This window comes from Sodalis-like endosymbiont of Proechinophthirus fluctus, assembly GCF_001602625.1.
GTDB lineage: Bacteria > Pseudomonadota > Gammaproteobacteria > Enterobacterales > Enterobacteriaceae.
In genome coordinates this window covers 6,752-20,994 of the sequence record NZ_LECR01000067.1, presented here as the reverse complement: position 1 = coordinate 20,994, position 14,243 = coordinate 6,752, and the positions used below count along the sequence as shown (strand labels likewise).

Annotated in this window: 1 protein-coding gene and 7 pseudogenes; all 8 read right to left on the bottom strand. The window is 43.8% G+C overall.

The features are described 5' to 3' along the window. Positions 1-228, bottom strand: a pseudogene (locus BG74_RS20780) (hypothetical protein); the annotation flags it as partial. A gap of 448 nt (positions 229-676) precedes the next feature. After that, positions 677-1,453 (bottom strand): annotated as a pseudogene (locus BG74_RS19710) (molybdopterin-dependent oxidoreductase); the annotation flags it as partial. A 5,644-nt stretch (positions 1,454-7,097) separates the two neighbouring features. Next, a pseudogene (locus tag BG74_RS17545) lies at positions 7,098-7,836 on the bottom strand (ATP-binding cassette domain-containing protein); the annotation flags it as partial. A 10-nt stretch (positions 7,837-7,846) separates the two neighbouring features. Continuing rightward, positions 7,847-8,469: pseudogene (locus BG74_RS11255) on the bottom strand (ABC transporter permease family protein). 61 nt (positions 8,470-8,530) lie between these two features. After that, positions 8,531-9,547: pseudogene (locus BG74_RS06685) on the bottom strand (ABC transporter permease subunit). Positions 9,548-9,728: 181 nt separating this feature from the next. After that, positions 9,729-10,983 (bottom strand): annotated as a pseudogene (locus tag BG74_RS13785) (ABC transporter substrate-binding protein); the annotation flags it as partial. A 646-nt stretch (positions 10,984-11,629) separates the two neighbouring features. Then, positions 11,630-12,332 (bottom strand): annotated as a pseudogene (locus BG74_RS06670) (RNA polymerase sigma factor FliA). A 149-nt stretch (positions 12,333-12,481) separates the two neighbouring features. Then, complete coding sequence (locus BG74_RS06665) at positions 12,482-13,774, bottom strand: FliC/FljB family flagellin (RefSeq protein ID WP_066597426.1); 1,293 nt, start codon at positions 13,772-13,774, stop codon at positions 12,482-12,484. Between the last annotated feature and the right edge of the window lie 469 nt (positions 13,775-14,243).

Genomic DNA, 14,243 nt, shown 5'->3' with positions numbered 1-14,243 from the left:
TGCCCAATTGCTGGCTTGGATCCCGCAAGGCAGACGCGATAAAGAGTTCGTAGGTCGCCGGATAATCACACTGCACGCGGATGATATGCGGCGCGGTCTGGCCAGGGATCAGACCGCACTTCCCTTTTTCCAGTCGCGAATTTCGCCGCTTTGGACCAGTTCCGCCGGAGTATCATACTGGATAGGCTGCAGCATGACATTGGTTTCACGACCGAGATGGTCGACGCAGCCATAAGCATTTTGATGAGCGCGCGGTAGCTCATATCCATGTGATACCAGCAGTTAATGCCCGCGCCGAGGATAATCATCGCCAGGCTATGGGTTTTGTAGCCGCTGTGGCGCCAAACTCACAGGAGATTTGCGCAATCTGCTCACTAGAGACGCCGCAAATCTACTACTCGCCCCATGCAAGTGAATACGTGTGTATCTTATGATAGCCGCGCGCAGTTATCGTTATCAAGACCGCGATCGACGCCGTCTAGGGTGAGATTATAAGCCGTGGCGACTGGCACTCGGGAAGCTGGAAGCTTCAGTCAGCCACAGAAATTTTACCTGCAGTTTATACACCAGGATGGTGTCATGCTTCACATGACGAAAATAATGCGGATTCTCCAGCCCTAAAAATACGCAAAGATTACACATCCATCTCGCTGCTCAAGTAGGTTAGCAGCTACTGGTCGCTAAGTTTAGCGATTTCCGCATAATCAGGCGTAACCGCGACGGTTTTGTGCATTTGTAACACACCTCAAGTAAAAAATGCGTGTTTGGCGTACGTGTTTGCGGTACGTTCGGACCCACAGACGATGATATAGCTCTGGCATTGTACCAGTCGGCGGATTCCGACACATCGGTCTGTTCACCCCAGGTCATTGGAGATGCGGGGCTGGGGGTACACAATACTAGTCGTAGAAGCTCAAACAGGTTCCAATAAGCAGCCACAGATAGCGCGTCTGCGCAGCGTAAGACACTATCGACATAGCGGGGATGGGCGAAAACCCCACCATTCGATCTGACCAGACATTTTTAATCGCCCAAATATTAGCCACGGCAACAAACCAGGATTAATCTCCTGCCAGCTTGGCGCACGGATAAATCCGCCATGCCCACGCTGCATTTTATATTGCTGACATTTTTACTTATCGGCTACGATTGACAGCCAGGCCGCTACCGGACGTAGTGCTGACACCGCGCGGCTCGCGCTTTGTCATGGTATGTGGATAGTCCGTTTGCCGCGTTTCCTACGTCACCAAGCTGTTTTTGGCATAGATCTTCTAGCCACAGGAGAGCCGGTACGGTTAACACCGTAGGTAAAACGCGTAATGTTGCCATATTGCCAACGTTAGCGATAACTGTCTTCCCAGTCACGATTAGTATGGCACACCTGCCCATGCCCCTCAGAAAAAGTTTCCTTTTTCTGTTTGAAATAGCGAAAGCGGTTGAGGATTTTACTCATGGCGCTTCTCCAGTAAGGGCGCAAGCCCTATCAGATGACTTTTTTGCCAAGAAGAATAATGTTTCGCTGACAGCTTAATTATCTTTAGAAATTAATAACGAACACCTGATATCGGCAACAGGAAAATCCTCTCAGCCGCAATCTTCTAACCCTCGATGAATAACTAGTCGCTTCAGGGTTTTGCAAAAAATCCCTTTGTGGCACCCGGCGTCAAGCCTTGCCGTTTTCAGCGAAGCCAGGTCAGTCTGAGAAAATAAGGCTATAGCGACAAATACCGAGTGCATTATCGACGGTATTTTATTTGGCGCCGTGATTTTAGCCATTAATAATGGCATAGGCAGTATCAATTGTTATCGCCTATAACTTCGCCGAGATCTGTGATTATAATCACCTTATCGTGATACAGCATGACTACCATATTCATAAATGAATGAAGTGAATAAAATAAAATAAGTCGCATGAAAACAGTAGGATAATTAATATTCCTGTAAAGTTGAAATAATATACTGGCGTATAAACCAACTACTAAACCCTATAAGAAACGTCCTACTAGTAACTCCGATAATAAATCCTTATCCATCTCATGGATACTCGATAAGATTATATTTTTACGCTATAAAATGAGAGCGTTTGCAGCGGATATTTTCTTATATAGAAAATTTTCATCCGACTATTTTCTTCTCATGAAGTTGGCTTGTTAATGATGATGACACGACATAGCAAGAATCATTCATGAGAGTGAAATAATCTCGATATTAAATCGAAAAATTCCTAACACTATTAATCCCGTATATGATAACATTAAAAAGTTTTATTGCATGATACATGTCAAATTCAACGAACTTTATTTATATAAAATATAAAAGGAAATATGATAGAAATATATATTACAAATTAATTCTAATGATACCAGCAACCTTCAGCCTGTTTCTGGCGACTTACATTACCAAACGGCACGGATCGCGCGCTCACTCAGCAGACAGGCAAAACGGCATTTAAGCCACGAGAAAGATACCTCTACCAGATCTAGGTGCCCCGGACATTACTCACGTTCTCCACCGCACGTCTACGAATGGCCGCTCTCGCAGTAGGAGTGTTCCCCCTCAGAGCATGCCCGTTGAGCTTGAAAGCCCGAGAAAGAGCCTGAGGACTATCTATGCAGAGTGTGGATGATCCGGCACGCGGGGATCTGACGGCTTGTGATCCCTTATTTTATCGCTAGTTAAGATATAATTATTCTTTTCACTCATTCACAACGCACTATTTAGCAACGTAATTGAGCATTATACGATTCCGCTGCCAGCGGAATCGTATTACAGGCCATTGCCACTAGTATGAAACAGCCCTGCCTCTAATGGATTCATCTATCAAGCGAAGCCATCCGCCAAAGCGTGGAAACGTTGGCTTGCGGTGTGAAACATCGACTATCATCTCATCACGCTAATAGCAGCATCCGATTTGTTTTGTTTACAAACCAGATAAGAATTCAGTTTCCTTATCTCAAGGTCATAGCGCTGAAGTACCCTTTTGACAAGCGCTTGCTTACGCCATGAGATAAACTCGATTAGCTGTTATTCTCAGAGCCCACAGCAAAATTCATTATATTGACAACAACGTATTCGGATTGATGAATCCAATTTAGCGCAGACCTTTCACAAATGTCGCAACCCGTGATATTCGCTCTCGGCGATAACAAGCATTGTAATATACATATCATACTTATTAGAGTAATAAGTAAACGACACTGTAAGTTACAGCATACTAATTATAATTAGTAAATCATTCAATATGTACTTGACAAAAACAAATATTGAACATGATAAAAATAATATATGGACAATATCTCAAAAATATTACGTGTTAATAGCATCTATGACGATGATTCTAGGATGTAGAAAAGACTCCGGGATGTAATAATCAAAGCTTAAATCCTTGAAAAACTCTTTGAATTGTTGAATATTATGAACATTTGCCCTTTGATAAAGGCCGCAAAACCTGTTTTCTACTGTGCAGTGCGAAATTCCCAAACGTATCGCTATTTCCTTGCCGATAAGTCATTGATAAGAAAAGAAGATAATTTCAAGCTCTTTCTCCGTAAAAGTATTATCTGATAGATGCGTTATCAGTTTAACCGGCGATTCACCTCACCGTTAATATAATTCATAGCTGAGAAAAAAGCAAGGGCTTGGGCTTCAGAAAAGGTACCAACAACATTGCCATGTTTATCAAAGAAAGTTTGATATAAAAACATAAGGATGGATACAGTTTTCTCTGCCGAACGCCGATGTGACAACTAACGATAGCGAAATGCTCTTTTCCATCACCATGTTATCATAATATATAAACTCATCCTAAAAAAATTTATCCAGTGAGGGACTTGTAAGAGTAATTTTCCTTCCATACTAAAGGATGCATGAAAATCTAGTAGTGTAAACATCGCTCGCTGGATTAATATAAACATACCTAGCTTCTTTATCGCGAATAAAACAAGCATCATCTTGATTTTCATAGATATAAATAAACTTCCTAGAGATACTTTCCCTTTTGAAGTGGATACATTTACTACTCATTAAACATCACCCTTGAGAATTAACATACTATTTAAGTAGTGATCAGTATTGACGACAGTAGGATAAAATTACATCATTGAATTTACCTTATTGACATAGCGATTTTGGCATGCTAGCAGGTCAAACTTACCTAGGTGGATCATTTATATTCCATAATCTATCAAGAAGCATTCTTGTTGGCAAATTTAATAACTAAACCAAAGTTACTCGAAACTTGTTACCTATAAATGCAATCATCGTCATCCTTATTCTTCATGCGGATAACTTCGCACTTCACTGTATGTTTACATACAGTGAAGTGTATTAAAATTATAGTTTTATAATATTTTATTATTAAATTTTAGCCTGATTTTCTCTAGGATCAAGATAATAGAGCAAAGTTATTTCTCATAGAAGATTTTATTTTCATCAATAACTAATAACCTATGCCTGCTGCAAAAATAGAATTCACAGAAGGAATTATGTATTGGAGATACATGCCAGACGTACTGTCTAAAGCGCAGGATATAATGGCGATTACATTAGTGAATAGAATTGACGCGTCATTAGGTAGCTTGCAAATTTTACGTGATATCTCTAGATGATATCGGCTAGTACGTAAGAATATAATAGTCAACCAGAATTACCCTGCGATGGGAGGAAAAATTAAACCAAGCGCTATCAAAAAGTGGATGAAAGCATCATAAAATTTATGATAATTAAAATAATATGCCTAGTAACCATATCAGCAATTTTATTTCTGTATAATTGAACTTCTTACCGGTCAGCATCTCAATAAATCCAATAATATTATTAGATACGGAATATAAATTATTATCATTAACCTTAATAGCGGACAATATAAACGTAAGTACGCCAATCTAACCCACTGTATGAATCATGATCTCTACAACATTCGATGTACCTAACGCATGAGTGACTAAAATATCTATCCCATTAATAATAAAATCAAAGATAATTACTGAGTACGTAATCATCCATAATACGTGTTTTTGGTTCTTGCAATATCTGCTTGTGTCAGGTGTGATTAAGGATCCTACGATAAACATACCAGTAACTATTATCAAACCCTTCCTATCGAGATAGTCTCACCCAAGGGAGAGGAAGAATAAAATCTGTCGATATTATATTTCACAATTTCGTCGTAATACACATAAAATGTCACTGAAAAAAAATCTTAACCACGATCTTTACCGTTATGCTTAAGTGCGTTAAAACTAAAAGCTACCAGCAATGAAAACACTACCCAGCTTATTTCTGATCACTAGAAATAATTGATATGATTTCCTATCACGGTGAGAAAGCTTTAGGAAATCAGCGCTATGTTTACGCCAAACCAGTATAATATGATGATTGAAATATCAAGTCTGATAAACATAGATCATGACTTCATAAAGTCGTATCATCGGGATAACACACTGGTGGAAAGATCTTCTTTCATACCGGCACGTCCTAAACTAAAAATGACAAAGACTAATATGATACTACCTAAAGACGTCGCCAAAATAGCCTGAAAAAATGTCATACTATGACCTAATATAGTACCCAGCATGCATTGTGCTAGTGACGTTATCATACCTATAAGAACAATAGTCACATTAAATAAAACAACTATTTATTTTATTTTTATTCTATTGATAGCATAGAAATTTTGTTTATTTTATTCCATGAAATAATCTATTTTTTTATTTCATATTCATTTTACAAGAGAAAATATATATAATTGTGATGTTCTGAACTTGACAATCCATTGCTGACATAAATACTATTTTGCTAATATTTAAACATATTTGCCAATATTATCAAACCGATTCTATCGATAACTATTTCGATAAATATTTTCGATATTTTTATAGGTAATTATTTTATAATATTTACTATTCATAACTTTTCTCAGTTAGCTTCACGAGGAAATTAATATCATAAAAATATTTAAAATAATTTTAAATTTTACTTAAAATCACCTAAGTAGTTTGTATAATTCATCAAAAAAAGCTCAGAACATTGGTTAATTAAAAACAATGAGAAAAAATACGTAGTCGTAAAAGATTCTGATACTAAGTTCTTTAGATTTCCTAAGAAATTTAATGTGGAAGGACGGGCGGATAAAGAAGTCTCTACTGACATATGGCAATAACTTTAGCCAGAATTTATCGCCAGCGACGAAAAGTTTATCAAATAAAATAGAAAATAATTTCCATAGTTATTCATCATTATGGTAAAGGAAACACCACTAAGCTTGTATCACACTATGCTGAAAGAGCACCACTTTATAATGATGATAATAAACTCATTGGTATCGTTTATGGAAGGAAACTTGATGTACATGAATTATTATATTATATGAATCTACTTAATAAAAATATCATTCAAATAGATATTGAAAATGAACTTTTCACTAAAAGTGAGCTTGAAATTATTTTTTGGGAGCAACGGAGGCTAATCGCCAAAGAAATTGCTAAAAGATGATTGAAGTGCATCTTATGAATATTTACAATAAAGCCGGCGTTCACAGTCTCATTCAGCTTGTTGAATATTATCGGCATACTGACCTTGATAAATATATACTTATGGATTTTATCCGCAAAGGAATGCAATTGATTGACTAGCCATACACTTAGACGTTAATGATTTATATGCTTTGAATTTTTGTCTGCATTTTATAGGGATGAAGTTCACCTTTTGGGAACATGCCTTTTATTCCTACGTCAATAATCGGACAGCCGACTTTTAACCGACCATTAATAATAGGCGCCGTTGAATCCTAGCCGTTTAATAGCGAAACGACGGATTATCTCGGGTCGTTCTGGCCCTGACAAAAACCAGCGATTGTTCATCTAATGGAGGGACGCTTGGAGGTATTTCTGGGGACACTGTCCCCAGAGTCGGTAGTTATCGTCTTGTTTGTACTTCATCCTGATTGACGGCAAAGCATGCTACCAGTTGATCGCTGTAGCCTTTCAGCCGTGGTTACAGCGCGGTGCAAGAGCCAAATTAGTTTTATCCACTCGGGATGCAGATCGGGATTAAGCCGGAGATTGGAGGACAGCAGCGCCTAGGTGTAAGGATGACGGACGCGACGCGCTGAAAATTTCCGTTTCCTTGTTGGTTTCCACCACCTTGTCCTGCGTACATCACGATAATATAGTGTGCCGCTTTTGCTATCAGCATCAAATCATGGGTAATTAGTACCAATGCCATATTCTCGATCTGCTGCAGAGGTCCACAACAGCTCGATAATTTGCGCTTGGGGATGGTTACATCTAGCGCGATAGTGGGTTCATCGGCAATCAGCAGCTTGGTACGACAAGCGATGATCATGGCTATCATCATGCTCTGGCTTGATACCGCCGGACACGTTGATGCGGATATACGTCCAGCCGGGAGGCCAGATCTGGAATACCCACCAGCGTCAGCATCAATGGCGCACTGGCACTGGGTCCTGTGGTTGCCGCCCTGCTACACGGTGGCTTCCATGACCTGGAAGCCACCGTGTAGCAGGGGTTCAAACTGGTCATCAGATCCTAGAAAATCATGGTTATATCGGCGCCGATAAGTTGGTGGTGCTCGTTGTCAGAGATTTTCTGTAAATCGCGGCCATTGAACACCAGATTATCAGCTTATAGCTTTGCCGGGATAATCAATTAATCCTATCACGGCCAGCGAGCTGACCGATTTACCCGAGCCGGATTCGCTGACGATGCTCAGCACCTGGCCTTATTTCCACCTGGTAGAAGATTCTGTCAACGGAGCGGAAGGGTGGCCCTCATCACCGAAATGGACCGATATTTTGTCTATGGACAGTAACACCATTAGATTCTCGTTACTGCTTGAGTTTGAGATCGATGGCGTACGCAGGCCGTCCCCCATTAAATTAAACGCCAACACAGTAAGTAGAATAACGAATCCAGAGAACGCTACCACCACCAGGCACTCTGGGCGAACTGCAATACGTCTGCCAGCATTGTGACCTACTCAGGCGTAAGTGGCTGTGCACTCATACCCAGGAAACCGATCGCTACTATATCCAAAATGACATTAATGGCATTGGAGAACCCCCAGCGAGACCTGAACGATAAGCGGCGCCAACAGCTGGGCAAAATATTGACGAACATCTGTCAGCATGCCGGCGACGGCTACCCTTGAAGCGGTAACGTAATCGAGGTTGACTCCCCCCAGCAGCAGCGCAGCGACAGCGCAACTACCAGGTATCCCACCAGCAGAGACAGGCGGTCGCATCAGGCGAATAAGAATATCGAGGCCGATGTCGTCGGTACCGAGCATAAACTGCCAGCTGCCAACTTCTATCCGAACCGTTGGGTGCTAGTAAGCCGGCACCAGGACCACGATGAACATCAGCAGAATGCAGAAATATAGGTCAGCCCGATAACAGCGTCTTTATTGATTGTGCTTAAAATAGTGCCAAAACTCCTGAAATGGGGTCATCGGCCTCAGCACACCAGTCACAGTGTCACCGGCTCTATGGCTTGAGTCATTTTCCGTTCCTCTATTTCTTATACCAGATACGCGAGTTCACTACCCTGTACAGGACGTCCACCATCAGGTTGTCCAAAATGATCAACGTCGCTACCAGAAACAAACCGCCCTGGATCACCGGATAGTCGCTGCGCTGCAGCACCTCAATCAGCCAGCAGCTGATGTCTGCCCAGGATAAAAGATGGTTTCGGTCAAAGTAGTAACTCCAGCAGCGTCCCCACATGCAGGCCAATAACCGTTACGACCGACAGCGGCGCGTTACGCAGCACATGAATGATGATCACCCGCAGACAGCTCAGCGCTTTGGCACGCGCGGTGCGAATATAATCCTCGCTCAGCACCTCCATCATCGCCAAACGGGTCATACGCACGATGACTGCCAGCGGAATAGCACCCATCACGATAGCCTGCGTGATGATATGCATCACGGCATCTTTGAAATCCGCCAACTCGCCCCAAATCAGCGTATCAATCAGCATGAAACCGGTCAGGGGTTAGTTGTTGTCAAGAAACACCGTTTCCCCGTCGAACACCGGCGTAAGATTCAAATGCACTGACACTAGCATAATCAACATCATGCCCAACAAAAAATGGGCATTGAATAGCCGGTCAACGAGAACACCCACCACGGTATGATCGAAAATAGAACCACACTTCATCACCGCCGCCAAGTGCCCCCACGGGAATGCCACCAGTACGGCGAAAATCATGGCGCAAATCTCCAGTTCCAAAGTCGCCTGGAAAGGCGGGACAAATTCCTGCCATACCGGAAGCTGGCTGGTCTTTAAGTGAGGTGATTGTATCCCCCTACAGAGCACCCTGGCGATGTAGTGAAAGTATTATTGAAATAGCAGCTTATCCAGCCCCATCTAGGTCATCAATTCCGCATAGCTCTCGGGGAAATACCGCGCTTCCCGGCCATGATCAACACCGGATCTCCTGAGATCAGATTCACGAAGGCAAAGGTCCGCAAGGTAATACAAATAAACGTCGGAGTATGAACTGCAATATATTTCGTAATCTCTATTTCTGTAAAATTGCCTGGACGCAGTGGATATCATCCGGGTGATTAACGCTCATGTCTTAATGATTTTCCTTCGTTGGCCCCCGCTTGGCGCATGGCCGTTCCCCAGTGCAGTACTCGGAATACTCCAGCTTCCGCCTAGCTGTCGGAAGCTCCCTGCAAGGATAAAGGGGATAGTAGATCATCAGTCTAAAGAAACGTTATCGAAATTATATTTGCCGAGAGAGTGTCAACCACGTAGCTCTTCATCTCTTTACGCCCCGGCTCATACACACCGTCGAGCGAGCGATAATCATCGCCAGCGCTTCGTCGTGCATCACACTACCTGGGCGTGATCCCCATTGTCGCCGGTCCAGCGTATCATCACGGTCTGATATTCGCCGGCCTTGGATCGCTTGAGGTATTCGTCCCATTCGTAGGTCACGATGTTGGCCTTCACGCCAATTTTGGCCCAGTCGGTTTTGAGTCAGCTCGGCCATTCTGGGCGCGTTGGGGTTGTAACGACGCTGCGCAGGAATTGCTTACAAATCAATGGTGAAGTCGTCAGGCAGGCCCGCTTCTTTCAGCAGCTCTAGGGTAATCCTGTATAACGTCGTTGTGTAGCTCCATATTGTCGGCGGGATCAGAGTTTGATCCGCCTGACCGGAGCCCCCTGATAAACCACGTCGATAATGGCTTTTTACTTCACTGCTAGGATCAACGCTTGACAGACTTTAACGTTATCTAGCAGCTTCTTCTCAACGTTATGGGCCAAATAACCTACGTTCAGCCCCGGCTGCTCCAGCAAATTGATGGTGATGCCTATAATGCGCGCGATTTCGGCCGGATTGGGATCCGACATGACCTGGCATTCGTTTTTCTGCATTTTAGCATAGCGTACGGATAGGGGTAATGGAGAAAACTAAACGATCGATTTTCGGCTTGTTGCCCCAGTAGCCCAGGAAAGATTTATACAGGATGCGGGAATCTTTCTGACACTGCAAAAGCTGGAACTGGCCGGTGCCGATGGAATTCAGGTCCAGCTTTTCCGGCGTGCTGGCTTTCGTCATCTTATCAGCATACTCCGCCGACAAGGTGGAGGCCGAAGTCCATAGCCAAATCGGCGAGATAAACGGCGTTTCTTCTCGGGTCAGGGTAAAGCGGAGACGGCGTAGCCGTCGATTTTCTCGGCCGTCAAAACACTCGTAGATGCCGCGCCGGGGATTTTATGACAAGGCGCAGCGGAATCTTTTTAGCGCTTAAAGAAGGAGATGACATCGTCAGCGTTAAATCACGGCTCGGTTTGAAATCTTTGCTGTCCTGCCATTTTACCCTGTGGCGAAAATGGAAGATATATATACCTTGCCGTCGTCGCTCACGTCCCACTTTTCCCCCAGGCTGGGTGTGATTTCCATCGTACCCAGCTTGAATTCCATCAGACGATTGTAAATTAGCACCGAGATAAAGGAAATTATCATTATTCTGCTCATTGTTATTATTCTGCTCCAGTATGTGATGTGATGTTGTATGTTGCGCACGGCCAGACGCTGTTTTTTTGGACTGCGGTCTGTGTGCAGTATTATTGCTCTGGGGCATTAGTAGAAAATGGGAGGGAGACAAAACGGATTAAAGGCATTGACCAGCGGGGGTTTAACACGTAAAAACACTAAAACACTCAAACAATTCTTCGCCTCCCTGACCTTCTCCGAAGCTCCCAATTTGGCAAAATTTTTCCAAAAATTCATAATATAACCTGTGGGGATTTATATGTCTTTTATGAGCCGAAAAACGAACATAAAAGTGAGGTGCTGAGGCGAAAATTAAGCACGATCGGCAGGCAATAATGGATGGACTACAGCGCATCTTTAAATTATGTAACAAGATTTTAACGGTCATTTATGCTACTAAAAAATTTCTTTTCGAATAGCGAATATGAACGGTAGTGTACCGATTTCACCCATAAGTACAGGGTAAAATGCTACCAAGTATCGGGCGGGTAGGATAACCATTTAAACGGCCGTTTAGCGCTTTTTACCTTACGCCTATATGTCCGGTAAAAATAGCAACGCGCCTCCCCTTCCGCGGTCCTTATCAGATTACCCCTAGTCAACGCCTTCCTGTAATCAATCGTGCACGCAGCCGTTTTATCGCCAGACTGTGTAACTGACTCACCCTTGATTCGCCAACCCCTAGGACCTCGCCGATTTCTTTGAGATTCAGCTCTTGCTGGTAATAAAGGTTAAGCAACAGCTGTTCACGTTCAGGCAACCGGCTTATTTCATCCTTCACCCGCTTATGTAACCCGCCGGCCAGAAGCCGTTGAAAAGGATCTTGATCCGCGTCGGCAGGAAGTGCAGGGCACCGGTCCGGCGCTTCCTGGGCCATTAGCTCATCCAGCGAGAACAACTGGCTACAGTTGGTTTCGTGCAGCATGGTTTGGTATGCTGCCAGTGGCATGTTAAGTTCGTCGGCTATTTGCTGTTCGCTGGCGCTGGATGGCCGCCGAGATCTCACGCGCATTGCGCCGCACGCTGCGCGGCACCCAATCTCGCTCCCGCAGTTCGTCCAGCATGCCCCAGCGGATGCGCGAGCGGGCGTATGTGGTGAAACTGGCGCCCTGCGTGGCATCAAAGTTGTCGATAGCCGCCAATAAACCGATCATCCCCGCCTGGATAAGATCCTCAAGTTCAACACTTGCCGGCAGACGAACCTGTAATCGAAGCGCCTCATGACGGATGATAGGTGCGTACTGCTGCCACAGGACGCGATCGTCAGCCGGCCTTCCTTGATGATTGTATATGACTTCCACATTTACCTCGCGCGGGCCGTTCGGTGAAACATTATTATCAGCTGTGCGCTGGCGTATAAAGGCGGAAAAATACGGCAAATATGCGGTTATTTGGCGTAATTTAACGCAAAAACCCCGGCTTGCCGGGGTCAGTTAGAAGCGAAAGCGATTTAACGCAGCAATGAAAGGACGCCCTGCGGCACTGAATTAGCCTGCGCCAATACTGCGGTGCCAGCCTGTTGTAGGATGTTGGCGCGGTTCATATTGGAGATTTCGATAGCAAAGTCCGCATCCAGAATATTGGAGCGCGACTGGCTGAGGTTCGTTACGGTGGTACTCAGGCTATTGATCACCGAACTTAAACGGTTTTGGGTAGCGCCCAGCAAACCACGTACTTCGTCAACCTTCGCGATGGCCTTGTCCAAGTTCTCCAGTGGATTGTGGGTAGCGGCTTTACCCTCCGCACTCACCTCTATTTTCTCTCCCTGCGTCACCTTTCCTTTAGCATCAATGCTGGCGCTATAGTAGACTGTCTCACCATTGTCCGTCCCTTTGAGTATATAGCCTGATTGAACGGATTTGTCCGCGCAAGCATGAACGGTCATACCCTTCGGCGGTGCAACTGACGTAGTACCGGATTTAACGCCTTGAGGACTATGGTTAATACCTTTTGCTGCATCTCCCTCCAGCTTAGTTGCGGTGGTAGCAGTATATGTTAATTTTGCATTCCCAGACACGGCATCATCCACATCTGCCTTATAATATTCTTCAGTTCCTAATTTTTTAACATAATACTGAGAACCCTTGCTGTAAACCTTGCCATCAATGTCAATCTTTTTCGCGTCGGCGCCCACGAACTCGATCGTTGGCATTACCCAGTTGTCGACATTGTTCGTTTGTTCTATCTTGATATCTGACAATTTGATTACCTGCACCACGCTGTATGTATCGATACCCAGTTCTTTGGTATCTAATTGCTTGAGCTCTATATCCACTGTCTCACCATCGTTGGCGCCTACCTGAATTGACAAGTTTTGATTTTTACTCAAAATTCGCACACCGTTAAATTCCGTTTGTGCGGCGATACGGTCTATTTCATCCAAACGCTTACCGATTTCATTTTGGATGGATTTTTTATCAGCTTCGGATATCGTAGCGGTGGATTTAACCTGTACCGTCAGGCGACGGATCGCATGCAGGTTTTCATTGATCTCATTAATTGCCCCTTCGGCGGTTTGCGCCACTGCGATACCATCATTAGCATTGCGCGATGCCTGAGTTAATCCGTTAATTAACGAGGTAAAGCGGTTAGCGATCGCTTGGCCGGCCGCGTCATCCTTGGCGCTATTAATTCGCCAGCCCGACGAAAGACGCTGGATCGCGGTACCCAAAGAAGCCTGTGATTTATTGAGGTTATTTTGCGCGGCAATGGAGAGGATATTGGTGTTAATCACCTGTGACATAATAAATTCCTTTTTTAAATGCAATAATTTAAGTTAACTCATTGACGAGTTTACAGTAACATCTGCAGACACGATAAATATCGGCACTACGTTCTAAAGCTTTAATCTAACTCTGTCCATCGAGGATCTTAAAATAAGTATCACAGTAATTTATGATATTACAATATATGCATAACCCATAAGTAAATCAATTTAATTAATATATTTATCAAGCGTATTTCCTGCAACTAATGCGCGGCCATGCGCACCTGCGGCTAATCGCGCCATTAAGTCACGACGTAAACGCGATCTCGCATTTTATCATACGGGAAACAGGCCATCGTTATACGGGAAACAGGCTATCGTTTCGCGTCACGCAGCACAGGACTTATGTCAACTTATCATCGCCATCCCACGCCTCCCACGTCAATTAAATTAAACTTTTTCTTCTTCGCAGCCGATAGCAGTGCATAAATCCACGTGGTGATTG

Coding starts and splice junctions, on each gene's coding strand:
- BG74_RS06665 (WP_066597426.1), bottom strand. CDS start 13,774: ATGTCACAGGTGATTAACACCAATATCCTCTCCATTGCCGCGCAAAAT.